The sequence below is a fragment of the Acidimicrobiales bacterium genome, from assembly GCA_025455885.1.
GTDB lineage: Bacteria > Actinomycetota > Acidimicrobiia > Acidimicrobiales > Acidimicrobilacustridaceae > Rhabdothermincola_A.
Genome location: JALOLR010000003.1, coordinates 13,809 through 38,147 on the forward strand (window position 1 = coordinate 13,809; position 24,339 = coordinate 38,147).

The 24,339-nt window shown below is 72.6% G+C and carries 20 protein-coding genes; 12 read left to right on the top strand and 8 right to left on the bottom strand.

Annotation, left to right across the window (positions count from 1 at the left end):
• The first annotated feature begins 77 nt into the window (after positions 1-77).
• Together MUE36_03115 and MUE36_03120 are read left to right on the top strand one after the other, a co-directional pair.
• Positions 78-1,721 carry an acyl-CoA synthetase gene (locus tag MUE36_03115; protein ID MCU0309915.1) on the top strand — a complete coding sequence of 548 codons (1,644 nt, stop codon included), beginning with the start codon at positions 78-80 and terminating at the stop codon, positions 1,719-1,721.
• 30 nt (positions 1,722-1,751) lie between these two features.
• Complete coding sequence (locus MUE36_03120) at positions 1,752-2,948, top strand: CoA transferase (GenBank protein ID MCU0309916.1); 1,197 nt, start codon at positions 1,752-1,754, stop codon at positions 2,946-2,948.
• Positions 2,949-3,049: 101 nt separating this feature from the next.
• On the opposite strand, the gene MUE36_03125 is transcribed toward MUE36_03120, so the two are convergent.
• The 3 genes from MUE36_03125 to MUE36_03135 form a co-directional block, all read right to left on the bottom strand.
• On the bottom strand, positions 3,050-4,513 hold the full coding sequence (locus MUE36_03125; protein ID MCU0309917.1) for an aldehyde dehydrogenase: 1,464 nt from the start codon (positions 4,511-4,513) through the stop codon (positions 3,050-3,052).
• Between the two features lie 139 nt (positions 4,514-4,652).
• On the bottom strand, positions 4,653-6,272 hold the full coding sequence (locus MUE36_03130) for an acyl-CoA synthetase (protein ID MCU0309918.1): 1,620 nt from the start codon (positions 6,270-6,272) through the stop codon (positions 4,653-4,655).
• Positions 6,273-6,314: 42 nt separating this feature from the next.
• Positions 6,315-7,718 carry a wax ester/triacylglycerol synthase family O-acyltransferase gene (locus tag MUE36_03135; protein MCU0309919.1) on the bottom strand — a complete coding sequence of 468 codons (1,404 nt, stop codon included), beginning with the start codon at positions 7,716-7,718 and terminating at the stop codon, positions 6,315-6,317.
• 115 nt (positions 7,719-7,833) lie between these two features.
• Between MUE36_03135 and MUE36_03140 the strand changes: the two genes are divergently transcribed.
• The 7 genes from MUE36_03140 to pgi all read left to right on the top strand — a co-directional run bounded on the left by MUE36_03140 (position 7,834) and on the right by pgi (position 17,705).
• Positions 7,834-9,093 carry an alpha/beta hydrolase gene (locus tag MUE36_03140; protein ID MCU0309920.1) on the top strand — a complete coding sequence of 420 codons (1,260 nt, stop codon included), beginning with the start codon at positions 7,834-7,836 and terminating at the stop codon, positions 9,091-9,093.
• 33 nt (positions 9,094-9,126) lie between these two features.
• Positions 9,127-10,791, top strand: coding sequence for an ABC transporter substrate-binding protein (locus MUE36_03145; GenBank protein ID MCU0309921.1), 1,665 nt, complete (start codon positions 9,127-9,129; stop codon positions 10,789-10,791).
• On the top strand, positions 10,788-13,244 hold the full coding sequence (locus tag MUE36_03150; protein MCU0309922.1) for a GNAT family N-acetyltransferase: 2,457 nt from the start codon (positions 10,788-10,790) through the stop codon (positions 13,242-13,244). The genes MUE36_03145 and MUE36_03150 overlap by 4 nt, the downstream gene beginning before the upstream one ends.
• Positions 13,245-13,283: 39 nt before the next feature.
• Positions 13,284-13,913, top strand: a complete 630-nt coding sequence (locus MUE36_03155; protein MCU0309923.1) for a class I SAM-dependent methyltransferase — start codon at positions 13,284-13,286, stop codon at positions 13,911-13,913.
• 93 nt (positions 13,914-14,006) lie between these two features.
• Positions 14,007-15,038 carry a decarboxylating 6-phosphogluconate dehydrogenase gene (gene gnd, locus MUE36_03160; protein MCU0309924.1) on the top strand — a complete coding sequence of 344 codons (1,032 nt, stop codon included), beginning with the start codon at positions 14,007-14,009 and terminating at the stop codon, positions 15,036-15,038.
• A 47-nt stretch (positions 15,039-15,085) separates the two neighbouring features.
• On the top strand, positions 15,086-15,988 hold the full coding sequence (locus MUE36_03165) for an aldose 1-epimerase (GenBank protein ID MCU0309925.1): 903 nt from the start codon (positions 15,086-15,088) through the stop codon (positions 15,986-15,988).
• Between the two features lie 34 nt (positions 15,989-16,022).
• Positions 16,023-17,705, top strand: coding sequence for a glucose-6-phosphate isomerase (gene pgi / locus MUE36_03170; GenBank protein ID MCU0309926.1), 1,683 nt, complete (start codon positions 16,023-16,025; stop codon positions 17,703-17,705).
• Here the strand turns inward: pgi and amrA are convergent.
• Genes amrA through amrS form a run of 3 tightly spaced genes read right to left on the bottom strand, consistent with a single transcriptional unit; the run spans position 17,639 to position 20,177 of the window.
• On the bottom strand, positions 17,639-18,256 hold the full coding sequence (amrA, locus tag MUE36_03175) for an AmmeMemoRadiSam system protein A (GenBank protein MCU0309927.1): 618 nt from the start codon (positions 18,254-18,256) through the stop codon (positions 17,639-17,641). The two genes, pgi and amrA, sit on opposite strands and share 67 nt — an antisense overlap.
• On the bottom strand, positions 18,253-19,053 hold the full coding sequence (gene amrB, locus MUE36_03180; GenBank protein MCU0309928.1) for an AmmeMemoRadiSam system protein B: 801 nt from the start codon (positions 19,051-19,053) through the stop codon (positions 18,253-18,255). The genes amrA and amrB overlap by 4 nt, the downstream gene beginning before the upstream one ends.
• 8 nt (positions 19,054-19,061) lie before the next feature.
• Positions 19,062-20,177, bottom strand: a complete 1,116-nt coding sequence (gene amrS / locus MUE36_03185; GenBank protein ID MCU0309929.1) for an AmmeMemoRadiSam system radical SAM enzyme — start codon at positions 20,175-20,177, stop codon at positions 19,062-19,064.
• Between the two features lie 117 nt (positions 20,178-20,294).
• Between amrS and MUE36_03190 the strand changes: the two genes are divergently transcribed.
• On the top strand, positions 20,295-21,095 hold the full coding sequence (locus tag MUE36_03190) for an ROK family protein (protein MCU0309930.1): 801 nt from the start codon (positions 20,295-20,297) through the stop codon (positions 21,093-21,095).
• Between the two features lie 7 nt (positions 21,096-21,102).
• On the opposite strand, the gene MUE36_03195 is transcribed toward MUE36_03190, so the two are convergent.
• Positions 21,103-21,447 (bottom strand): metallopeptidase family protein, encoded by a 345-nt coding sequence (locus tag MUE36_03195; protein ID MCU0309931.1) that lies wholly within the window; start codon positions 21,445-21,447, stop codon positions 21,103-21,105.
• A gap of 135 nt (positions 21,448-21,582) precedes the next feature.
• On the opposite strand from MUE36_03195, the gene MUE36_03200 reads away from it, so the two are divergent.
• Positions 21,583-22,068, top strand: a complete 486-nt coding sequence (locus MUE36_03200; protein ID MCU0309932.1) for a hypothetical protein — start codon at positions 21,583-21,585, stop codon at positions 22,066-22,068.
• A 3-nt stretch (positions 22,069-22,071) separates the two neighbouring features.
• Here MUE36_03200 and MUE36_03205 read toward each other — a convergent pair whose 3' ends face one another.
• A complete protein-coding gene (locus tag MUE36_03205) occupies positions 22,072-23,235 on the bottom strand; it encodes a fatty acid desaturase (protein MCU0309933.1) in 1,164 nt (387 codons plus the stop codon).
• 126 nt (positions 23,236-23,361) lie between these two features.
• Between MUE36_03205 and MUE36_03210 the strand changes: the two genes are divergently transcribed.
• The gene (locus MUE36_03210; protein ID MCU0309934.1) at positions 23,362-24,267 is read left to right on the top strand and encodes an SDR family oxidoreductase; all 906 of its coding nucleotides are present in this window, start codon (positions 23,362-23,364) and stop codon (positions 24,265-24,267) included.
• Positions 24,268-24,339 lie beyond the last annotated feature (72 nt).

The following is a 24,339-nucleotide window of genomic DNA, read 5'->3' on the forward strand; positions in this document are numbered from 1 at the left end:
CCCCGGGCCGCCCCCGGAACGCCGGCGGGAGAGCGGTAAGGTCCCGCCCGTCCCGTCGTCCGACCAGGGTGGAGACCATGGCGATCGTCCCCGAGACCTTCAACTTCGCCGACCTCTGGGAGGCGGTGGTCGAACGCGTCGCTGACCGGGAGGCCCTCGTGTGCGGCTCCGACCGCCGCACGTACGCGGAGCTCGAGGAGCACGCCAACCGGCTCGCCCACTGGATGCTCGACCAGGGCGTGCGCCCGGGCGACTACGTCGGGCTGTACCTCACCAACTCCGTGGAGTGGGTCGAGGCCTTCCTGGCCTGCTTCAAGATCCGGGCCGTCCCGATCAACGTGAACTACCGCTACGTCGCCGACGAGCTGGCCTATCTGTTCACCGACGCCGCCCTGGTCGGGGTGCTGGTCGACCGGGCCTTCACCGACCGGTTGGCCGAGGTGGTGCCCCAGGTCCCCTCCATCCGGTGGGCGGTCGTCGTCGACGACGACTCCGACGCCCCGACCGGCGCCCTCGACTCGTCATCCCTGCCCGTCACCGCCTACGCCGACGCGCTGGCCGCCGGGTCCCCCGAGCGGGGCTTCGACGGTCGGACCAACGACGACCTCTACGTCATCTACACCGGCGGCACCACGGGGATGCCCAAGGGCGTCGTGTGGCGACACGAGGACGCCTTCTATGCCTGCGTCGGCGGCGGGGACCCCATGCGGATGCTCGGGCCCGTCGACACCCCCGAGCAGATCCTCGACCGGATCGTCCCGGGCTTCGTCTTCCACCCCGTCGCCCCGCTCATGCACGCCGCCGGACAGTGGACGATGCTCAGCGTGCTCCTCTGCGGCGGCAAGAACGTCCTGCTCGAGGGCAGCCTCGACCCGGCCGGGGTGTGGCGCACGATCGAGGCCGAGGGCGTCAACACCATCAGCGTGGTGGGCGACGCCGTGGTGAAGCCGATGCTCGACGCGTGGGAGGCCGAGGGGCCCTTCGACATCTCCTCCTTGCTGGCCATCGGTTCGGGCGGCGCGCCGCTCACCCCGTCGACGCGGGCCCGGGCCCTCGACCTGCTCCCCTCGGTCGTCATCACCGACGGCTACGGGTCGTCCGAGACCGGTGCCCAGACGGCCCGCACGTTCACCACCGAGGGCGGGTCCGAGTCGTTCTCGGAGTTCGGCGGCGGGGCCACCACCGCGGTGATCGACGAGACGACCCGGACCATCGTCGCCCCGGGGAGCGGGGTGACGGGCCGGGTGGGCCGACGGGGCCGGATCCCGTTGCGCTACCACAACGACCCGGACAAGACCGACGACACGATCGTGGAGATCGACGGGGAGCGCTGGATCCTCACCGGCGACCAGGCGACCGTCGAGGTCGACGGGAGCATCACCCTCCTCGGCCGCGGCTCGGCGTGCATCAACACCGGTGGCGAGAAGGTCTACCCGGAGGAGGTGGAGGCCGTCATCGCCGGGCATCCGGCGGTGTACGACGTCGTCGTGGTCGGGACCCCCGACGATCGGTGGGGGGAGCGGGTCACCGCCGTCGTGCAGGTCCGGCCCGGCGAGTCGCTCACCCTCGAGGAGCTCGATGCCCACTGCCGGCCGCACCTCGCCGGGTACAAGCTCCCCCGTACGCTGGTGCTGGTCGACGAGGTGGTGCGCACCCCCGCCGGGAAGGCCGACCATCGCTGGGCCCGTGCCACCGCCACCGGGCCGGTCCCGCCCGCCTGAACCGACCGACCGGTCTGGCAGGATGCGGCCATGACCGACGCCGCCGCCCACGAGCCGCCCTCCACCCCGCCGATCGTGGCCCGCACCGGCCCGCTGGCCGGGGTGCGGGTGGTGGAGCTCGTCGGGCTCGGACCCGCCCCGTTCGGGGCCATGGTCCTCGCCGACTACGGCGCCGACGTCGTCGCCGTGGACCGACCCGCCAAGGTCACGGGCGCGCCGGTGGCGTCGGCGCGGATGGGGGTCTTCAACCGCAACCGCCGCTCGGTCGCCGTCGACCTGAAGTCCGCCGAGGGCCTCGAGATCGTGCGCCGCCTCGTCGACGGCGCCGACGTGTTCGTCGAGGGGTTCCGACCCGGGGTGGCCGAGCGGCTCGGGTTGGGACCCGACGTGTTGTGCGAGCGGAACCCCGGGCTGGTCTACGCCCGCATGACCGGATGGGGTCAGGACGGGCCGTGGGCGGACCGGGCCGGCCACGACATCAACTACGTCGCGATGGCCGGGCCCCTCGCCCACATCGGCCGCGTCGGCCAGCCGCCGACGGTCCCGTTGAACCTGGTCGGCGACTTCGGGGGCGGAGGGCTGCTGATGGCCCTCGGCGTCTGCGCGGCGCTCGTGGAGAAGGCCCGCTCGGGCCTCGGACAGGTGCTCGACGTGGCCATGGTCGACGGGGCGTCGCTCATCTCGGCGCCGATGGTGCCCGCCTACGTCGGGGGCACCTTCTCGGACGAGCGGGGCACCAACATGCTCGACTCCGGCGCCCCCTGGTACGACGTCTACGAGACCGCCGACGGTGGGTGGGTCAGCGTCGGGGCGATCGAGCCGCAGTTCTACGTCGAGCTGCTCGACGGGCTGGGCCTCGCCGACGACGACCTGCCCCCCCAGCACGACCGGTCCGGGTGGCCGGTGCTGCGCGAACGCTTCGCGGCGGTGATCGCCGGCCGCACCCGCGCCGAGTGGGAGGCGGTCTTCGAGCACCGCGACGCCTGCGTGGCCCCGGTGCTCACCTACCGCGAAGCCGCCGGCCACCCCCACCTGGCGGCCCGGCGCACCTACCTGTCCCCCGACGGTGCCGTGCAACCCGCTCCCGCCCCCCGGTTCTCGCGCACCCCCGCCGCCGTCGACCGCCCACCGGTGCCGCCCGGCCACGACACCGACGCCGTGCTCGCCGACGTGGGGCTCACCGCCGAGCAGGTGGCCGACCTGCGGCGCCGGGGTGTCGTGGCCTGAGCGACTACCGACGCCGCCCCGGCGTCCGCACCCCGGACGCGGAGCGACCCGGCACCGAGGGGCCGGGTCGCTCGTCGGACGGGGGCGGGGTGCCCCTCGGATCAGCCCCCGATCGGGAGGTCGATGCCGCCGGGCAGCGAGATCGTCTTGTCCTCGCAGAAGGCGTGGATGCCCTCCGGGCCGAGCTCGCGGCCGATGCCGGAGTTCTTGAACCCGCCGAACGGGCCGTTGAAGTCCATGCCCTGGGTGGTGTTCACCGCGAAGGTGCCGGTGCGGACCTTGCGGGCCACGTCGATGCCCTTGGTGATGTCGGTGGTGTACACCGCACCGGCGAGGCCGTAGTCGCTGTCGTTGGCGATGGCGATGGCGTCGTCGAGCGTGTCGTAGGCGATCAGCGACAGGACCGGTCCGAAGATCTCCTCACGGGCGATGGTCATCGAGTTGTCGACATCGGCGAAGAGGGTCGGCGCGACGAAGTTCCCGTTGCCGAGCCCCTCGGGGAGGTCGCCGCCGACGACGACGGTGGCCCCCTCGTCGCGGCCCTTGGCGATGTAGCCCTCGACCCGCACCTTCTGGCGGTCGGCGATGAGCGGGCCCACCAGGTTGTCCGGGTTGGTCGGGTCGCCCACGACCTGGGCGGACACGGCGGCGGCGAGCGCGTCGCGGATCTCGTCGTAGCGGCTGCGCGGAGCGAGCACCCGGGTGAGGGCGACGCAGGCCTGGCCGTTGTTCATGAGGCCGCCACCGATCAGGTGGGGGATGGTCTCCTCGAGGTTGGCGTCCTCGCACACGATGGCGGCCGACTTCCCCCCGAGCTCGAGGGTGCAGCGCTTGAGCTGCTCGCCGCAGATGGCACCGATCTTGCGCCCCGCAGCGGTGGACCCGGTGAAGCTCACCTTGTCGACATCGGGGTGGCGCACCAGGTGCTCCCCGACCTCACGGTCGGCGGCCACGATGTTCACGACGCCGGCGGGGACGCCCGCCTCGACGAGGATCTCGGCGAGCACGTTGGCGTCGAGCGGGGTCTCGGGGGCCGGCTTGATCACGATCGTCGAGCCCGAGGCCAGCGTGGGGCCGAGCTTGAGGCAGGTGATGAACAGCGGCACGTTCCACGGGATGATCCCGGCGGCCACACCGACCGGCTCGCGGCGCACGATGATCTGGCCGCCGAGGGCACCGTCGCGGCGCTCCTCGAAGGGGAACGCCCGGGTGTGGGTGGCGAAGGCGTCGAGGATCATCGCCGCGGCCAGCGTCTGGCCGAACATCGAGAAGTAGAATGGCGAGCCGACCTCCTGGGTGATGAGGCCGGTGAAGTCGTCCTGGCGGGCCTTGATGCCGTCGCTGACCCGCTGGATCAGGTCGGCACGCTGCTCCGGGGTCCACGACGCCCACTCGCCGGTGAGCGCCGCCTTGGCGGCGGCCACGGCGCGGTCCATGTCGGCGGGCAACGCGACCGGGACGGAGCCGACGATGTCCCCGGTGGTGGGGGAGGTGACCTTCAGCGTGTCGGTACCGGCGGGGTCGACCCACTCGCCGCCGATGAAGAACTTCTCGTAGGTGTGCATTTCGTTCCCCCTGGTGGGTGCGACGGCGCCGTCGCGGATCGGGTGTGCGGGATGGGTGCCGGCCGCGACGAGGCGGGAGCGACGGGCGTCACTGTAACGCCGCTACTGCCGCTGCGGCCCGGCGGGGGGCGGAATCCCCTCAGACGGCGGCTTCGGCGAGCTTCTTGGCCCAGGGGTAGTCGGGCTTGCCGCTCGGCGAGCGCTGGATGCTGTCGACGAGGTGCAGGCTGCGCGGCACCTTGTAGCCGGCCAGGTGGCCCTTGGCGTGGGCCACGAGGTCGTCGAGCTCGACGGTGGCCCCCTCGCGGGGTTGCACGACGGCCGTGACCTTCTGGCCCCAGCGCTCGTCGGACACGCCGACGACCAGGCAGTCGTAGACCGCGGGGTGGTCCTTGAGCACCTGCTCGACCTCCTCCGGGTAGACCTTCTCGCCGCCGGTGTTGATGCACACCGAGCCGCGACCCATCAGGCTGATCGAGCCGTCGGCCTCGACGGTGGCGAAGTCGCCGGGGATGGCGTAGCGCCTCCCGTCGGCGGCGATCACGAAGGTCTCGGCGGTCTTCTTCGGATCCTTGTAGTACCCGACGGGGATGTTGCCGCAGCGGGCCATCCGCCCGATGACCCCCGAGCCCGGCTCGACCGGCTTCAGGTCGTCGTCGAGCACCACGGTGTCGTTCATGGGGTTGACGGTCGGGCCGCCCCCACGGTTCACCTGGCCCTTGGTGACGACGATCGTCCCGTTGAACCCGCTCTCGGTCGCGCCGACCGAGTCGGTCACCACGAGGTTCGGGAAGCGGTCGAGGAACTGCTCCTTCACCGTCGAGGAGAAGATCGCCGCCGTCGAGCTGACCGCGAACAGCGAGGAGAGGTCGGGCACCTCGCCCTTGGACTCCATGTCGGCGAGGGCCTCGATCAGCGGGCGGCCCATGGCGTCGCCGACGATCAGGATGGCGTTGACCTTCTCCCGGTCGATGGTGCGCCACACCTCGTAGGGGTCGAACTTGGGGAGCAGGACGCAGGTGTTGCCCTGGAACATCTGTCCGACGGTCCCCACGAACGCCGCCCCGTGCATGAGCGGCGGGATGTTCATCATCACCGTCGGGGTCTTCCCGGGGGCGGCGTTGGCGTGGTGGAACTCGTCGGGCACCGGTTCACGGGTGACCATGTCGATGCCGCCCGCCAACGCGAAGAAGATGTCGGCGCTGCGCCACATCACCCCCTTGGGCATGCCCGTCGTGCCGCCCGTGTAGATGATCACCTGGTCGTCGTCGCTGCGGGGCCCGAAGTCGCGCTCGGCGGAGTTGTCGGCGAGGGCGTCGGCCATCTCGACGGCGTCGAGGCCGTCGTCGGAGCCACCCGATCCGTCGTCCATGCGGACCAGCGTCTTCAGGAGCGGGAGCTCGTCGCGGACCTCGGCGACGAGCGGGCCGAACTGGGCGTCGAAGAAGAGGCCCACCAGGTCGGCGTTGTCGAACAGGTACCGCAGCTCGTCGGCGACGTACCGGAAGTTGATGTTCACCGGGACGGCCCTGGCCTTGACCACGCCGAGCAGGGCCTCGACCCACTGGATCGAGTTGAGGCCGTAGATGCCGACGTGGTCGCCGGGCTGCACGCCGCTGGCGATCAGGTGGTGGGCCAGTCGGTTCCCGGCGTCCTCGAGCTCGGCGAGTGTGCGGTGCTCGCCCTCGCAGGCCAGCGCCACACGGTCGGGAACCGTGTCGACGGTGTGTTCGAACAGGTCAGCGAAGTTGTAGGCCATGGGCGCCGATCGTAGGGCACGGTGCCCGCGGTCACATCCCGCTCAGCGGTCGCCCAGGGTGGCGTCCATCAGCGCCCGGAAGGCGGGTTCGAGCTCGTCGACCACGTCCCAGGCGTCGGGTACGAGCGAGGTGGCCGTGAGGAGGCCGACGTCGAGGTGGTCCTCGTAGCTCATCACGGTGAGGTTGACGCCGATGCCCTCGGTGACCGGCCCCATCGGGTAGAGGTTGAGGGCCCGGGCGCCGCCGAGGTAGATGGGGACGGGCGGCCCGGTCACGTTCGAGACGATGGCGTTGACGGCGGGGCGGTGCCGGTCGGCGAGCCCGGCCCGGGAGTACAGCTCCATCACCGTGCCGAGGCTGATGGGGTCGAGCATCTCGGCGAGGTGGACCAGCGTCATCGCCCCGAACAGCCGTTGCTCGCTCTTGGCGGCCAGGGCGTCCGCGGTGATCGCCTCGAGGCAGGCGACCGGGTCGTCGAGCTCGGTGTGCAGCGGCACGAACATCACCGACAGGACGTTGCCGGTGTCGCCCTGGCCTCGGGTCGAGCGGACCGAGACCGGGCAGGCGGCCACGAGCGGCTGGTCGGGGAGGGCGTCGAGGCTCCGGAGGTGACGGCGCAGCGCCCCGGCCGCCACGGCCAGCACCACGTCGTTCACCTTGGTCCCCGTCGCCCGTCGGATCGCCTTGATCTCCTCGAGGGGGAGCCGGCCGAAGGCGATGGACCGCCCGGCCGTGATGGCCCCGTTGTACGGCGTGGGGGGCCCGGTGAGCGGTGTCCCCCCGGCCCGCTCGCCCTCCCGGCGCCGGCGGCGCACCGCGTCGGTGGCCAGTCCGGTCTTGGCCAGCGCCATCAGTCCCCCGACCGTGCTCCGGACCCGGTCGGTGAGCGACCAGGTCAACAGATCCAGCTCGCCCGGCCGGGGGGCGGCGGGGGCGAGGATGGTCCGGTCGATCGGCTCCGGGTCGGGTTCGAGGCCGAAGAAGGCCGGCATGAGGTCGGCGCCCGACGCGCCGTCGAGCGCGCAGTGGTGCACCTTCCCGGTGAGCGCGATCCGGCCGCCGGCCAGCCCCTCGAGGACCCAGAACTCCCAGAGCGGGCGATCCCGGTCGAGTCGGCGCGACGCCATCTCGGCGACGAAGCGGGCCAGCGTCCGCTCGTCGCCGGGCGGGTCGAGGCGGGTGCGGTGGATGTGGTGCTCGACCCGGTAGGCGGGATCGTCGACCCAGACCGGGTGGTGCACCCTGAAGGGCACGTCCATCAGCTTGCGGCGGAACTCGGCCACGAGCGGCACGCGCTCGGCGATGTGGTCGCGGAGCTTCTCGAACGTGTACCCGCCGGGCACGGTGCTCGGGTCGAGCACGGCCGTGACCGCCACGTTCATGGGCATGGACTCGGTCTCGGCGTAGAGGAAGGTGGCGTCGAGGCCGCTGAGCCGTTCGGGCATGGCGTCGTCTCGTGGATCGTCGGGGGCGGTGGGGAGAGTCTGGCACCGCCGGTCCCGGGGGCTCACCGCCCTGGGACCCTGCCGGGCGGTCGCCGGGTTGGGGCACACTGGAGCCATGCTCTCGTCCTGGCTGCTGTTCGCAGTGGGCGTGGTGGCGACGCTGTTCATGGTGAACGCGTTCCTGCCGGTCCGCCGCAACCGGGTGCTCTTCCTGCCGTCGTTCTTCGCGTCGTGGCTCACCATCGAGCTGGCCCCCGTGCACCTGGTGATCACCGCCGTGGCGGTGGCGCTCCTCGTGTGGGCGGGGGCGCTCGAGCACTGGCCGGGGTGGGTCGGCCTCGTCGCCCTCGGCGTGGACGCGGCGGCACTTCTGCTCGTGGTGGTCCAGAGTCGCGGGACGGCGGCTGCTGCGGCGGCGGCCCTCGCGGGGCTCGTCGACGACCCCCCGCCGTCGGCCCGCCACGAGATCCGTCGGACCAAGGACGTCCCGTTCTCCCGGGTGGCGGGCCGGGTGCTCAAGCTCGACGTGTTCGCCCCGGTCGACCCTCCGGCTCCCGGCGAGCGTCGGCCGGCCCTGTTGCAGGTCCACGGCGGGGCGTGGGTCATCGGCGACAAGCGCGAGCAGGGCATCCCCCTGCTCAAGGCCATGGCCCGCCATGGATGGGTCGGCTTCAACGCCAACTACCGTCTGAGCCCCGGCGCCACGTGGCCCGACCACCTCGTCGACATCAAGCAGGCGGTGGCCTTCATACGGGCCCACGCCGACGAGTACGGCGTCGACCCGTCCTTCGTGGCGGTCACCGGGGGCTCGGCGGGCGGGCACATCGCGGCGATGCTCGCCCTCACCGCAGACGATCGCCGCTACCAACCCGGCTTCGAGGACGCCGATGCCTCCGTCCAGGCGGCCGTGCCGTTCTACGCGGTGTACGACTTCACCAACCGCCACGACCTCATGTCGCCGGAGTTCGTGTCGTGGTTCGTGGAGCCGATGATCATGAAGGCCTTCCTCGACGAGGAGCCCGAGCGCTTCGCCGAGGCCTCCCCCCTCGACCGGATCCGCGCCGACGCCCCGCCGTTCTTCGTGATCCACGGCGACAACGACACCCTCGCCCCGGTCGAGGACGCCCGGACCTTCGTCGAGCGGATGGGGGAGGTGTCCGAGGCCCCGGTCGCGTACCTGGAGCTCCACGGCGCACAGCACGCCTTCGACACCTTCACCTCCATCCGCACCCGCCGGGTCGTGCGGGCCGTCGATCAGTTCCTCACCACGGCCTGGATCCGTCACCGGGCGGGTCACGAGCCCGACCAGCCGGCCGCCGGCGAGCCCGGCCTCCCCGGCCCCGCCGAGGGCGCGGACATCGTGGCCAACGGCTGACACACTTGGTCCCTCGAGGGGGAGGGCGCTGGCGTGGGGACGAGCACGAGCCGACAGCGGTGCGTCCGGGGGTTCGTCGGTCTCCTCGTGGCGATCGTCGTGGCGCTCGCCGTCGCAGGGTGCACCACGTCGTCGGGTGACGGCACGGCCGGTCCGCCCACCACCCTCGACCTCGACCAGGTGCTCCCGGTGGACCCACCGCCGCAGCTCGGGGGCACGCTGCGCGTCGGGCTCAACGCGGAGACCGACGGGTGGAACCCGACCTCCAACCAGTGGGCCGGCTCGGCCTACGTCGTCGCCAACGCGATCTTCGACCGTCTGGCCGCCATCGGGGCCGACGGAGAGCCGGCGCCCTACCTGGCCCTGGCCATCGAGTCGGACCCGGCGGCCACCACGTGGACGATCCGGTTGCGGCCGGCGGTCGAGTTCCACGACGGCACGCCGGTCGACGCGGCCGCGGTGAAGGCCAACCTCGACGCCCACAAGGCGTCGCCCCTGACCGCCTCGGTGTTCGCGCCCGTCGAGCGCGTCGAGGTCGTCGACCCCCGCACGGTGCAGGTGGTCATGAACCGCCCGTGGGCCACGTTCGACTACGTCCTCGCCTACCAGACGGGCTTCGTCGCTGCGCCCAGCATGCTGGCCGACCCCGACGGGAGCCGGAACCCGGTGGGTTCGGGCCCCTTCCGGTTCGAGCGCTGGACACCGGACGCCACCCTCGAGACGACGGCCAACCCCGTCTACTGGCGAGAGGGGATGCCCTACCTCGACGGCGTCGAGTTCCGGGTCCTGCCCGACCCGTCGTCCCGGCTGACGGCGCTCACCACCGGTGCCGTCGACGTGATCGAGACCAGCGACCCGGCGTCGCTGATCGAGCTGTCCGGGGCGGGTGCCGCCGGCGAGCTCCAGCTGTTCGCCAACCCACCCGAGGACACGTCGGTCGCCATGATCGCCCTCAACACCGCGGCGCCGCCCTTCGATGACCCGCTCGCCCGGCGCATCGTCGCCACCGGCACCGACCGCGAGACGGCCTCCGAGGTCGGCTACCTCGGGGTCTTCCCCCCGGCGGAGGGGCCGTTCGACCGGTCGTCCCCCTACTTCGTCGAGACCGACTTCCCCACCTACGACCTGGAGGAGGCCCGGCGCCTGAACGAGGAGTACGCGGCGCGCCACGGGCGCGGGCTCGCCTACACCGTGCACATCCCCGGGACCCCGGAGATCCGGGCGGTGCTCGAGGCGGCTCAGGCGCGGTTCGCGGGCATCGGCGTCGACATGCAGATCGAGACGATGGACCAGGGCCGCCTCGTGGCCGCCGCGCTCAACGGCGACTTCGAGGCCACCGGGTGGATCATGTTCGGCCAGCCGACGCTCGACACGGCCTACGTCTTCATCGCCGGAACGACCGTGCGGCCCGTCGGACAGCTGTCGCTCAACTTCGTGCGCAACGACGATCCGGTGCTCACCGCCGCCCTCGACGCCAGCCGGGCCGCACCGGACGACGCGACGCGCGCCGATGCCTATCGGGTGGTGCAGGAGCGCCTCGCCGCCGAGCTCCCCTACGTGTACTCGGTACGCCAGATCGCGGCTGTGGGCACAGGCGCCGACGTGCGCGGCCTGGCCGACTGGACCTTCCCGAACGGCGACCCGGGGCGGCGCAGCGCCACGAACCTGATCACCGCGGGCGCCTGGTTCGTGCCGTGAGCGACGCCCCGCCCCCGCACTGGGAGTTCGACGTCGTGTTGAACGACGGGGGGACGGTCCACATCCGTCCGCTGCTCCCCGGGGACCGGGAGGCGTACCTCCGGTTCTTCCACGGGCTGTCCGCCGAGACCCGCTACTACCGGTTCTTCAGCCCGAAGAGCACCCTCACCGACGACGAGGTCACCTACTTCACGACCGTCGACCACGCCGACCGGGTGGCGTTGGCGGCGTTCGAGGGGGCCGACATGGTGGCCGTGGCCCGCTACGACCGCCTCGTGGAGGACGGACGGCCGGGGCCCGACGCCGAAGTGGCGTTCACGATCGACGACGCCCACCAGGGTCGCGGGCTCGGTGCGCTGATGCTCGAGTACCTCGCCGCAGCGGGCCGGGAGCACGGGGTGACCCGCTTCGTCGCCGAGACCATCCCCGACAACCGCCGGATGCTCGCCGTGTTCCACGCCGCCGGGTACCACAGCGTCAATCGGTTCTCGGGGGGGATGGTCGAGGTCGAGTTCCGGATCGATGACACCGACGACGCCCGGGCGGTGGTGGAGCGACGGGAGCACCGTGCCGAGGCGGCGTCGGTCCGCCGGATCCTCCGGCCCGGGTCGGTGGTGGTCATCGGCGACCTGTCCTCGCCAGGCTCGACGGGCTCCGTGGTGGCGACGAACCTCCTCGACGGCGGGTTCGAGGGCCCGGTCCGCCTGGTCGATCCCGCAGCCCGCGCCGGTCGCTCCTTCGCGGGCCGGGAGGTCCTCGCGTCGCTCCACGACGTCGACGTCGACGTCGAGCTCGCGATCGTCACCGTCGCGGCACCCGAGGCGATCGGACTCGTCGAGGCCTGCGCGGCGAAGGGGGCGCAGGGCCTCGTCGTGATGTCGACCGGATTCCGTGACGCCGGAGCGGAGGGGATGCGTCGTGAGCGCGAGCTCCTGCGCGCCGCCCGGCGGGCGGGCATCCGCCTCGTCGGCCCCGGCTCGCTGGGGATCCTCGACACGGAACACCGCCTGTTCGCCACCACGACCGCGGAGCGTCCGGCTCGGGGGCGCGTCGCGATGATGAGCGAGTCCGCCGCCGTCGGAGCGGCCCTGCTCGAATGGGCGGCGTGGCGGGGGGTGGGGGTCTCGTCGTTCGTGTCCGCCGGCGACAAGGCCGACGTGAGCGGCAACGACCTCCTGCAGTACTGGGAGGAGGACCCCGGGACCGACGTCGTGCTTCTCTACCTGGAGAGCTTCGGCAACCCCCGCAAGTTCGCCCGCCTCGCCCGCCGGGTCGCCCGGACCACACCCGTCGTGGCCGTCCGTCCGGGTCGCGACCCCGCCGTCGACGCTCTCTTCCGGCAGGCCGGCGTCGTTCGGGTGGAGTCCGTCCCCGAGCTCTTCGACGTCGCGGCGCTGCTCGTCGGGCCGGCTCCGGCCGGACCGCGGGTGGCGGTGGTGTCGGGCGCGCACGGCCCCGGGTTGTTGGCCCTCGACGCCGCTCGGGCCGTCGGGCTCGAGGCGGCGCCGGTGTCCTCGGCCACGGTCCTCCCCGCCCCCGAGGTGCCCACCGGACGGCGAGCGCCCGTGGAGGGCTTGGTGGAGGTGTCACCTCCCACGCCGGAGCGCTGGGCGGCCGCCCTGGACGCGGTCCTCGGCGACCCCGGCGTGGACGTCGTCCACGTGGTGACGGTGAGCGACGACGCCCCGGCCGCCGAGCAGGTCGCGGCCGAGATCGAGGCCCGGATCGCTGCGGCGGCGGTGCCGGTGGTCGTCAGCCGTCTGTCGCCGGGCCTGCCGCCCGCGGCGTTGCGGGGCGGATCCGTGAGGGTGTTCGACACCGCGCACGCCGCGTCGCTGGCGCTCGCCCGCACCGTCGACCACGCCGAGTGGCGCCGCCTGGCGGACGCCGTCGAGACGTCGTCCGGGTCCCTCGGCGACGTCGGTGTCGACCCCGGGGCGGCACGCCGGGTCGTCGACGGGGCGTTGGTGGCGGGTGACGGTGTCGCCGAGCTCGACGAGGCGACAGCCGGGGCGTTGCTCGCCGCGTACGGCATCGACCTCCCTCGCCGGGCCGGTCGCCCCGACGCCGTCGGGGTGGTCCCGGGTGCGCCGTTGGCCGTCGACATCGACCACGACGAGTCGTTCGGGGCTCTGCTGCGCCTCGACCTGGCGGCCTCGATCCGGCTGTCCGACGCGCCCGTGGTGCGCCTCGCACCGCTCGCGGTCGCGGAGGCCGAGGCGATGGTGGCGGCGCTCGGGTCCGGCGCCCGCGGGAGCGACGACGCCTCTACTGCTGCGCTGGTCGAGCTGTTGGTGCGCCTGGGGCGCCTCGCCGCCGACCTCCCCGAGGTCGAGCACCTGTGCATCGACCCGCTCCTCGTCGACGCCGAGGGGCTCCTCGGGGTCCCGGCGGTCCACCTGCGCGCCGTCCCACCGGAGCCCCCCGATCTGGTGCGCCGGCTGCGCACCTGACCGCCGATGGCGAGGCGGCCGCCCGGGTAGGGTCCGGCCGTGGGCTTCTACGAGAACCAGGTGCTGCCCCGGGTCATCGACGTCCTGTGCGGCAACAAGAAGATGGAGGCCGTCCGGGCACCGGTCGTGGAGGGACTGAGCGGCACGGTGCTCGAGGTCGGGTTCGGCTCCGGCCCGAACCTCGGTCTCTACCCCCCGGACGTGACCCGGGTCCTGGCCGTCGACCCGGCCCTGGTGGGGCGACGCCTCGCCGAGAAGCGGCGGGCACGGCACCCCTCACCCCCGGTCGAGTACGTCGGGCTCGACGGTGCCCACCTGGCGCTGCCCGACGACTCGGTCGACCACGCCCTGTCCACGTGGACCATGTGCACGATCCCCGACCTCGACAGCGCCCTGGCGGAGATCCGTCGGGTGCTGCGCCCCGGGGGGACGCTGCACTTCGTCGAGCACGGGCTCTCCGACGACCCCACCGTCGCCCGTCGCCAGCACCGGTTCGAGCCGATGCAGAAGCGCTTCGCGGGAGGGTGCCACCTCACCCGCGACATCCCCGAGCGCCTCCGGGCCGCGGGCTACCGCGTCGACCGGCTCCAGCGCTTCCAGCTCGCCGGGCCCAAGATCCAGTCCTCCATGTGGTCCGGTGTCGCGGTCCCCGAGGCGTCCCCCGGCTGAGCCGTCCCGTTCGCCGGTTGCCGGGCCCGCCCGGCGTGTCACGATTGGGGACCCGGTCCGGAACCCCGGGTTCGCGACGAAAGGACGTCCCTGATGCAGCTCGGAATGGTCGGTCTGGGGCGGATGGGCGCCAACCTCGTGCGGCGTCTCGTCGCCGACGGCCACACCTGCGTCGTCTACGACGTCGACGCCGCGGCCACCTCGGCGCTCGCCGCCGAGAGCGACGCCGTCACCGGGGCCGCGGATCTCGATGCCTTCGTCGCGGCGCTCGACGTCCCCCGGGCGGCCTGGGTGATGGTTCCCGCCGCCTACGCCGGGGGTACCGTCGCCGACCTCGCCGCCCGGATGGGCCCAGGCGACATCGTGATCGACGGCGGGAACACGTACTACCGCGACGACATCGACCGGGCTGCGGCGCTCTCGCCGAAGGGCGTGCACTACGTCGACGTGGGCACCAGCGGCGGGGTCTTCGGCCTCGAGCGGGGTTTCTGCCTCATGATCGGCGGAGAGGACGATGTCGTCGCCCGCCTCGACCCGATCTTCCGGACCATCGCCCCCGGTGCGGGGACCATCGACCGGACACCGGGCCGGACCGGCGAGCCGACGCCGGAGGAGATGGGCTACCTGCACTGCGGGCCGGTGGGGGCGGGCCACTTCGTCAAGATGGTCCACAACGGCATCGAGTACGGGATCATGGCCGCCTACGCGGAGGGGCTCAACATCCTGCGCCACGCCGGGGTGGGCACGCTCGACCACGAGATCGACGCCGAGACCACCCCGCTGCGCGACCCGCAGTACTACCGCTACGACATCGACACCACCGCGGTGAGCGAGGTGTGGCGGCGGGGCAGCGTCATCGCGTCGTGGCTCCTCGACCTCACCGCCGCAGCGCTCGTCGACGACCCGGGCCTCAACAGCTTCGCCGGCCGGGTGAGCGACTCCGGTGAGGGCCGTTGGACGTCGCTCGCCGCCATCGACGTCGGCGTGCCCGCTCACGTGCTCACCGCGGCGCTCTTCGAGCGCTTCAGCTCGCGGGGCGAAGCCGACTTCGCCGACAAGGTCCTCTCGGCCATGCGCAAGCAGTTCGGCGGGCACGACGAGAAGCCCGCCGCTCCCGGCACCTGACACCCGTGGTCGAGCGCGCCGCCGCGGCGGCAGTCACGACCACGCGCGTGGCCGGTCGCGCGGCGTGGGCGCTGCGCGCCGGGCCCACCCGCTTCGTCGTCGTCCCGGCGCTCGGTCTGCTCGGTACCTCGTTGCGCCACGGCACCCACGAGTACCTCGACCTGGGGACCGGCCCGGAGCGGGTGCTGGACGGCCACACGTGCGGGCTCCCCCTCCTCGCCCCGTGGGCCAACCGCCTGAGCGCCGACCGCTACCGGGTCGGCGGCCGCACCGTCGAGCTCGCCGGCGCGCCCGGGCTGCACCGCGAGGAGCACGGACTGGCCATCCACGGCACGATGGTCGGCCGCACCGGATGGGAGGTCGGCCGCGTCACGGCGCGACGCGGCAGCGCCGTCCTCGTCGCCCGCTTCGACGCCGCCGCCGACGAGGAGGTCATGGCCTCGTTCCCGTTCCCCCACGTCCTCGAGGTCACCTACCGGCTGCGACCCGGCGTGCTGGCGGTCACCACCCGCCTCTCCGCCACCGGCCGCACCGGGGTGCCGGTCGCCTTCGGTTGGCATCCCTACTTCCGCCTCCGTGGCGAGGCTCCGGGTGACCTACGCGTCCACGTGCCCACCGTCGACCGCCTCGCACTCGACGGACGGATGCTCCCGACCGGAGGGGTCACGAGGCAACGGGCGTCACGCCGACCCCTGTCGCCCGACGGCCACGACGACGCCGTCCGCTTCGCGTCGGCGAGGCGGTCGTTCACCCTGTCCGGTCGTCGGCGCGCCCTGCGGATCTCGATGGACGCCGGCTACCCCTATGGTCAGGTCTACTCACCGGCCGGTTCGACGGTCGTGGCCCTCGAACCGATGACGGCGGCCATCAACGCGCTGGTGACCGGCGGGGCCGACATCGTCGGGCCCGGCGAGTCGTTCGCCGCGACGTTCCGCCTGAGCACGACCTGAGCCCCCTTCGTCCCCCGCCAGTCGAGGAGCCCCGATGACCACCCCGCCCGCCCCTGTCACCGAGAGCGCCGAGTGGGCCGCCCTGGTCGAGCACCAGTCGGCCATGGCCGACGTCCACCTCCGGCAGCTCTTCGCCGACGACCCCGACCGGGCCGCCCGGTACACCCACGAGGTCGGCGACCTCCACGTCGACCTGGCCAAGCACCGGGTGACCGACGAGACCATGGCGCTGCTGTTCGCGCTCGCCCGCCGTGCGGGAGTGGAGGCCCTGCGCGACGACATGTTCGCCGGCCGCCCGATCAACGTCACCGAGCACCGTTCCGTCCTCCACGTGGCGCTGCGGGCCCCCCGGGGCACGACCGTCGTCGACGCCGAGGGCACCGACGTCGTCCCGGAGGTCCACGAGGTGCTCGACCGGATGGCCGCCTTCGCCCGTCGGGTCCGGTCGGGGGAGTGGGTCGGTCACACCGGCCGGCGGATCCGCGCAGTGGTGAACGTCGGCATCGGTGGCAGCGATCTCGGTCCGAGGATGGCTCACGAGGCACTGCTGGCCCATGCCGATCCCGAGCTCATCGTCCGATTCGTCTCGAACGTCGACGGCAGCGAGTTCTACGAGCTGACCAAGGACCTCGATCCGGCCGAGACCCTGTTCATCATCGCTTCGAAGACCTTCACCACCCTCGAGACCATGACCAACGCCCGCACCGCCCGCCAGTGGGCCCTCGAGGCGTTGGGCGACGACGCTGCCGTGGCCCGGCACTTCGTCGCCGTCTCGACGAACGCCGAGGAGGTCGCGGCGTTCGGCATCGACACCGTCAACATGTTCGGGTTCTGGGACTGGGTGGGTGGACGGTACAGCTACGACTCGGCCATTGGCCTCTCGCTCATGTTGGCCATCGGGCCCGAGCACTTCTCCGAGATGCTCGACGGCTTCCGCCTCGTCGACGAGCACTTCCGGTCCGCCCCGCTCGAGGAGAACCTGCCGGTGCTGCTCGGCCTGCTCGGCGTCTGGTACTCGAACTTCTTCGGTGCCGAGACGCTGGCCGTGCTGCCCTACAGCCACTATCTCGGGCACCTCACGCCCTACCTCCAGCAGCTCTCGATGGAGAGCAACGGCAAGTCCGTCGACCGTTGGGGTCGACCGGTCACGGCCGGAACCGGCGAGATCGTCTGGGGCCAGCCGGGTACCAACGGCCAGCACGCCTTCTACCAACTCATCCACCAGGGCACGCGGTTGATCCCCTGCGACGTGATCGGGCTGGCGCACGCCCCCCACGAGGTCGACGGCCACCAGGACGTGTTCATGGCCAACTTCTTCGCCCAGCCCGAGGCCCTCGCCTTCGGCCGCACCGCCGAGGAGGTCGCCGCCGAGGGTGTGGCCCCCGAGCTCGTCAGCGCCCGGACCTTCCCGGGCAACCGGCCCTCGACGTCGATCCTCCTGCCGGCCCTCACCCCCTCGACCCTCGGCCAGCTCATCGCGCTCTACGAGCACAAGACGTTCGTGCAGGGCGCGATCTGGGGGATCAACAGCTTCGACCAGTGGGGGGTCGAGCTGGGCAAGAAGCTCGCCCAGGTCATCATCCCGGAGCTCACCGCCCCGACCGAGCCCGATCTCGCCCACGATGGCTCGACGAGCGCGTTGATCCGGCGCTACCGAGAGTTGCGGGCCGGAGGCTCCCCGGGCTCCGGCCCGTCCTCGAACTCCTCGACCGTGTAGCGGTCGATCTCGAGGTCGGGGGGCCACCGCCTGTCGCGGAGGCCGGCCTTGGCCCAGAGGCGGTCGAGGAAGTCGTCGACCCCGTCGGTCTGGGCCCAGACCGACGGCAGGAACGTTCCCCGACCCTCCCGGCTGGTGATCCAGAGCCCGTCGACGCCCGGGCGCAGCGCCGCGGCCAGCTCGCGGCGCGAGCGCACGGGGAGCCGTTCGAGGGGTCCGAGGACCGAGATCTCGACGGTCATCGCCGCGGCGTCGGCGTCGGTGACGGCGGGCAGGCGGGGGTCGCGGAACGCCGCGTCGTAGGCGTGGGCGGCCACGTCGTCGGCCAGCGAACGGTGGGGGGAGATGGAGCCGATGCAGCCGAGGAGCCGGCCGTCGCGACGCAGGGTGACGAAGGCCGCGCCCGGTGTCGCAAGGGGCGGCGGCACCGTCGACGGGTCCAGTTCGTCCGGGGAGCGGCCGGCGAGCCCCTCGGCGACGGTGCGGCGGGCCAGGTCGAGCAGCCACCGCCTCTCGTCGGGGCCCAGCTCGCGACCGCCGGCGTCGTTCATCCGACGGCGAACGCGCCGTACCCCACGACCCGATCGGGTCCGCCGGCCGTGTCGGCCGAGTTGCGCAGGTCGAGGAGGCGCACCCGCAGGCCGTGGCGCCGCGCCGCGACGAGCAGGCCCCGCAACGGGTGGGCACCACAGGCGGCGGACGGGTCGAGGCGCCGCTCGTCCCCCGCCACGATCACCCCGGCCGTCGCCGCGTCGAGGCGGGCGGCGGTGACGGCGTCGTGGTAGTGGCTCAGGTCGGTGCTGACGACCACCAGGGTCTCCGGGCCGCCCCAGAGCTCGTCGAGGAGATGGGCGACGGCGTCGTCGGTGGTCCGTCCGACCACCACCGGCAGCACGGCCCAGCCGTCGGGCCCGAGCACCCGCTGGAGGAACGGGAGGTGCACCTCGAGGCTGTGCTCCTCGGCGTGGGCGTCGTCGTCGGTCACGACCCCTCGACAGGTCAGCGCCCGACGGAGGGCATCGCCGTCGACCGGGACCACGCCCAGCGGGGTGGCGAACCCGCCCACGCCGGGCACGGCCATGCCCTCGACGGGGACCCGGTGAGCGGGGCCGAGGAGCACGACGCGTTCGATCGCCGATCCGCCGAGCAGCGCGTAACCGGAGGCGGCCACCGGGCCGGAGTACACGTAGCCGGCATGGGGGACGACGAGCGCCTTGGGGGGCGGCCCCGGCGCGGCGTCCCCGGCGTCCCCCGCCCGACGGGCGACGCGCAGGTCCTCGTCGACCTCGGCGGCCAGGGCGACCGGGTCCCCGGGGTAGAAGAGCCCGGCGACCGCGGGCGGTCGCACCGAGGCGCTCATCGTCGCCGTACCCGCCCGTGCTTCAGTTCCACCGGGACCCGCCGCGCCCCCCATTCGCCCGGGGGCCCGTCGAAGACGCCGGCCACCGGTGCCCCGCAGGCCCGGCAGTGCCCGTCGCCGGTGAGCTTCCAGCTGCGCATCTCGTACCAGTCGCGCTCGATGACGCCCTGCCCGCACGAGGGGCACCAGGTGGTGTCGCCCTCGGCGTCGTGCACGTTGCCCGTGTAGACGTAGCGCAGACCGTTGTCCACGGCGATCCGCCGCGCTCTGCTCAGGGTCGACGCAGGGGTCGACCCGACGTCGCGCATCTTGAAGTCCGGGTGGAAGGCGCTGAAGTGCAGCGGCACGTCCGGGCCGAGGTGCTCGGCGATCCAGCGGGTCATCGCGTCGAGCTCGTCGTCACCGTCGTTGTGGTCGGGGATGAGCAGCGTCGTGATCTCCAGCCAGGCGTCGGTGCCGTGGCGGATGTACTCGAGCGTGTCGAGCACCGGCGCCAGGGCACCCATGGCGACATGGCGGTAGAAGTCCTCGGTGAAGCCCTTCAGGTCGATGTTGGCGGCGTCGACGGCGTCGAAGAGCTCCCGGCGGGCCCGGTCGTTGACGTAGCCGGCCGACACGGCGACCGAGCGGACGCCCTGGTCGCGGCAGGCGGCCGCGGTGTCGACGGCGTACTCGAGGAAGACGACCGGGTCGTTGTAGGTGAACGCCACGCTGGCGCACCCCAGCTCGAGCGCGGCGGCGGCGATCGCCTCCGGCGGCGCGGCGTCGGAGAGGCGGTCGGTCTCCTTGGACTTCGAGATGTCCCAGTTCTGGCAGAAGCGACAGGCGAGGTTGCACCCGGCGGTGCCGAAGCTCAGCACCGAGGTGCCGGGCAGGAAGTGGTTCAGGGGCTTCTTCTCGATCGGGTCCACGCAGTACCCGCTCGAGCGCCCGTAGCTCGTCAATACCACCTCGTCGCCGGCCCGCCCCCGCACGAAGCACACTCCCCGTTGGCCGTCGTGGAGCTTGCAGGCCCGGGGGCACACGTCGCACTGGAGCCGACCGTCGTCGACCCGGTGCCAGTGGCGGGTGGCCACCGTGAAGGGATCGTCGATGCGGACGGCGTCGCCCATGGGTCGAACGATAGGACCGCAGTCGGTTGTCGCCCAGGGTCCTTGGTCGGAAACCTCGGGCCGCGTCACGGGCGCCGTTCGACCCCGCGTCCGTCGAGCGTGTCAGACTCCGCGGCCATGAAGGCACTGGGCATCGACATCGGGGGGACCGGCATCAAGGGGGCGGTGGTCGACACGAAGCGGGGCCGGCTGCTCACCGACCGTCTCCGTCTCCTCACGCCGCAGCCCGCCACCCCCGAGGCCGTGGCCGGCATCGTCGGCGAGGTGGCCCGGCACTTCGAGTGGGACGGGCCCATCGGCTGCACCTTCCCGGGGGTCACCAAGGGAGGGTCGGTGCACACGGCCGCCAACCTCGATGACGGCTGGATCGGCCTGCACGCCGCGGGGCTGTTCGCCGAGGCCAGCGGGTGCCCGGTGAGCGTGGTGAACGACGCCGACGCCGCGGGTGAGGCCGAGGCGGCGTTCGGCGCCGGGCACGGTCAGCCGGGGTTGGTGATCACGGTGACCCTCGGCACCGGGATCGGGACGGCGCTCGTCATCGACGGTCGGCTCGTGCCCAACACCGAGCTCGGTCACCTCCCGCTGCGCGGGGGCGGGGCCGAGCAGTGGGCGGCGAACTCGGTGCGCGAGCGGCTCGAGCTGAGCTGGGAGGAGTGGGCCGCTCGCGTCGACGAGTATCTCCATCTCGTCGAGAGCCTCTTCTGGCCGGACCTCTTCATCATCGGCGGCGGCGTCGCCAAGAAGGCGGAGCACTTCGTGCCCCTGCTGACGTGTCGGACCGAGGTCGTGCCGGCCGAGCTGCTCAACCAGGCGGGGATCGTGGGTGGTGCGATGGCGGCCCATCGCCACCAGTCCAAGCACGGCGACGACGGTCAGGGCGTGCCGAGCTCCAAGGGCAAGGGGAAGCGCAAGGGCTGAGCGCCGCTCAGTCCCAGCCCAGCTCCACCAGTCGGTCGTCGTCGATCCCGAAGTGGTGCGCGACCTCGTGCACGACGGTGACCAGCACCTCCTCCACCACCTCGTCCTCGTCGCGGGCCAGTCGGCAGATGGGGAGGCGGAAGACGGTGATCCGGTCGGGCATCGGCAACTCACCCCAGCCCACCCCGTACTGCTCGCGCTCGGTGAGGGGGATCCCTTCGTAGAGCCCGAGGAGGCCCTCGTGGTGGTCGTCCTCGACGACGACGATCACGTTGTCCATCATCCTGCCGAGCGCCGGCGGGAGGGCGTCGAGGGCGTCGGCGACCAGCTCCTCGAACCGCTCGGGTGTCATGCTCACCACGGTCGCCGACGGTAGTGGCCTTCGAGGCGTCCCGGGTCGGGTCCCCGTCGCCGGTGGGTGGGCCTGCCAACCTGTGGGCGCCCCGCCGCCCGGTCACCGGGAGCCCCGTCGCTGTCGAGGTCCTCCATGAGCCCGTTGGTCATCGTCGCCATCGTCGTCGTCGTCGTCCTGGTGATCGCCGCGCTGGCGTTCAACCCGCTGCTCGCCAAGCGAGGTGACGCCGCCATCGCCCAGGCCCGCGAGGAGCTCGGTGGGCGGGAGTCGGTGCTGCTCCTCGAGCCGAAGGCGGTGGGTTTCGGCTCCGAGCCCGAGGAGGCCGGCGGCCTGCGGGGCCAGGGCGTGCTGGCCCTCGGTGCCGACGCGATGGTCTTCGTGACCTGGGCGCCGCGCAAGGTCTTCCGCCTCCCCCGGGCGGCCGTCACGTCGGTGACCACCTCGGCAGCCGATCCCCGCACCCTGGAGAAGGCGACGGTGCTGGTGGGGTTCGACGCACCCGGGCACGACGGCTCGTCGGTGTCGTGGCGGGTGCCCGAGATCGCCCGGTGGCTCGACGCCCTCGGCTACGACTGGGGTCCGGAGGGCCCCCCGGACCTCGACGAGGACGACGCCTAGGACTCAGGTGGCGGTGGCGGTGGCGTCGCTCGGCGTGGGCCGGGTCGCGGCCTCGCGATAGGTGAGCCAGCGCCCCGCGTCGAAGTCGTAGAGCTGGCAGCGACGCGTGTTGGCGACGAAGTCCCGGAAGCGGAGGGGCGCGTCGTGCACGGTGCCGGGGAAGGCCTCCTCGATGGCGTCGGTGGCCAGCTCGAGGTTGTACATGGGGATGCGCATGTCCACGTGGTGGGGGACGTGGACCATGATCCAGTGGAAGAAGAAGTTGAGGCCGAAGCGGGCCCGCAGCACGGTGGTGCCCTCCATCTGGCCCTTGAACTTCGTCCATTCCCGGCGCTTCCACCAACGGATGCCCGGCTGCACGTGGTGGACGTGGACGAACGTGGCGATGACGTAGGTGAAGGCCAGGAACGGCACCACCAGCACCTTGACGACCATCCATGCGGCGCCCGCCGCCGAGTCGTACATCGCCCAGCCGAGTGCGCCGAGGAGCACCGACGCGACGGCGACGAAGGTCCACACCAGGATGCGGTCGCGCCGGACCGCCGCGGCCCAGCGGGCCGGTGGGGCGCCGACGATCATCTTGTGCCACCACACCTCGCGCAGGTAGTAGGCGCCGGCGCCGATCCACGACCACTCGAAGCGGTGGCGGGCCTTGGCGAGCGGCGACATCGCGGCGTACTGCTCGGGCGTGTAGGGGTGCCACACGAAGTCGAAGCCCTGGCGCACCGTGTAGGCGTGATGGATGCGGTTGTGGCCGAGGACCCAGCCCTCGTAGACGTGCCACGACGGCAGCATCGCGACGGTGCCGATGACCCGGTTGAGGCGCTTGTTCCGGAACAGGGCGCCGTGGGCGGCGTCGTGGGCCACGATGAAGAGCCCGGAGATCACCATCGCCGAGAGCACCCACAGCGCGACGAGGAAGAAGGGGTTGTTCGTCAGGATCAGCCCGGCCACGACGGCGCCGTAGATGACGGCGTCGCGCGCGAAGTAAGCGAGGCCCTTCCACGTCGGGTTCTCGTAGGCCTCCGGCGGGATCACGTCGATCACCGGCTTGAGCGATCCTCGGCGGGTCTCGTCGGAGGTCGGGGGCTCGGACCGGTCCGGGGTGTCGTCGGGTCCGGACACGGGCGACCCGGCGGCAGGTGTCACGACGTCGGTGGGAGGCACGGGATCAGTCTACCGACTGGTCGGTAGGCCAGTGCGGCGGGGGAACGGGATCGTGCCAAGATCCCTGTTCCGGCGCACGGGCCCGCCCGTCGTCGCCGTCCGACACGTCACCAGGGGGACACCGCCATGGCCCGGCTCTGCGAGGACCGCATCTGCATCGTCACGGGGGCCGGCCGGGGCATCGGCCGCGAGCACGCCCTGATGCTGGCCGAGCACGGGGCCAAGGTCGTGGTCAACGACGTGGGCGGTGCCGCCGACGGCACCGGCACCGATGCCGGGCCGGCCCAGCAGGTGGTCGAGGAGATCCTCGCCGCCGGGGGCGACGCGGTGGCCAACACCGACGACATCAGCGAGTGGAGCGGCGCCGAGCGCTTCGTCGCCCAGGCCGTCGACACCTACGGTCGTCTCGACGTCGTGATCAACAACGCCGGGATCCTGCGCGACCGCATGCTCGCCAACATGAGCGAGGCCGAGTGGGACGCCGTCATCAAGGTGCACCTCAAGGGCACTGCCGGGCCCTCCCACTTCGCGGCCGCGCACTGGCGCGATCGCGCCAAGGCCGGCGAGGAGGTGCAGGGCCGGCTCATCAACACGTCCTCGCCGTCGGGGATCTACGGCAACGTCGGTCAGACCAACTACGGCGCCGCCAAGGCCGGCATCGCCACCTTCACGATCATCGCCGCCGACGAGCTGGCCCGCTACGGCGTCACCGTCAACTGCATCGCCCCGGCGGCGCTCACCCGCCTCACCGAGGGCCTGGGCATGGGTCAGGCCACCGACGAGGTGAAGGAGCAGTTGTCGCCGAAGTGGATCGCCTCGATCGCCACCTGGCTGGCGTCCACCGAGTCGGCCCACGTCACCGGGCGGGTCTTCGACGTGACCGGTCGCCAGCTGGCGATCGCCGAGGGTTGGCACCGGGGACCGGAGGTCCCCCCGACGCTCGACCCGACCGCCATCGGACCCCTGGTCGAGGAGCTGTTGGCCACGGCCCGTCCCAACGCCGACATGTTCGGCGCCGACCGCACCGGCTGAGCGCGTTGCCGGGGCTTCCCGGTTCAGGAGGTCACGGTCGAGCGCGGGCTGGCCTCGCCCCGCCCGCACCGA

What these genes read in the sequence shown, in the direction of transcription:
- MUE36_03125 (MCU0309917.1), bottom strand. Translation starts at nt 4,513, where the DNA reads ATGCACACCTACGAGAAGTTCTTCATCGGCGGCGAGTGGGTCGACCCC.
- MUE36_03130 (MCU0309918.1), bottom strand. Translation starts at nt 6,272, where the DNA reads ATGGCCTACAACTTCGCTGACCTGTTCGAACACACCGTCGACACGGTT.
- amrS (MCU0309929.1), bottom strand. Translation starts at nt 20,177, where the DNA reads ATGGGCGACGCCGTCCGCATCGACGATCCCTTCACGGTGGCCACCCGC.
- MUE36_03120 (MCU0309916.1), top strand. Translation starts at nt 1,752, where the DNA reads ATGACCGACGCCGCCGCCCACGAGCCGCCCTCCACCCCGCCGATCGTG.
- MUE36_03200 (MCU0309932.1), top strand. Translation starts at nt 21,583, where the DNA reads ATGAGCCCGTTGGTCATCGTCGCCATCGTCGTCGTCGTCGTCCTGGTG.
- gnd (MCU0309924.1), top strand. Translation starts at nt 14,007, where the DNA reads ATGCAGCTCGGAATGGTCGGTCTGGGGCGGATGGGCGCCAACCTCGTG.
- MUE36_03115 (MCU0309915.1), top strand. Translation starts at nt 78, where the DNA reads ATGGCGATCGTCCCCGAGACCTTCAACTTCGCCGACCTCTGGGAGGCG.
- MUE36_03195 (MCU0309931.1), bottom strand. Translation starts at nt 21,447, where the DNA reads ATGACACCCGAGCGGTTCGAGGAGCTGGTCGCCGACGCCCTCGACGCC.
- MUE36_03135 (MCU0309919.1), bottom strand. Translation starts at nt 7,718, where the DNA reads ATGCCCGAACGGCTCAGCGGCCTCGACGCCACCTTCCTCTACGCCGAG.
- pgi (MCU0309926.1), top strand. Translation starts at nt 16,023, where the DNA reads ATGACCACCCCGCCCGCCCCTGTCACCGAGAGCGCCGAGTGGGCCGCC.
- MUE36_03140 (MCU0309920.1), top strand. Translation starts at nt 7,834, where the DNA reads ATGCTCTCGTCCTGGCTGCTGTTCGCAGTGGGCGTGGTGGCGACGCTG.
- MUE36_03210 (MCU0309934.1), top strand. Translation starts at nt 23,362, where the DNA reads ATGGCCCGGCTCTGCGAGGACCGCATCTGCATCGTCACGGGGGCCGGC.
- amrA (MCU0309927.1), bottom strand. Translation starts at nt 18,256, where the DNA reads ATGAACGACGCCGGCGGTCGCGAGCTGGGCCCCGACGAGAGGCGGTGG.
- MUE36_03190 (MCU0309930.1), top strand. Translation starts at nt 20,295, where the DNA reads ATGAAGGCACTGGGCATCGACATCGGGGGGACCGGCATCAAGGGGGCG.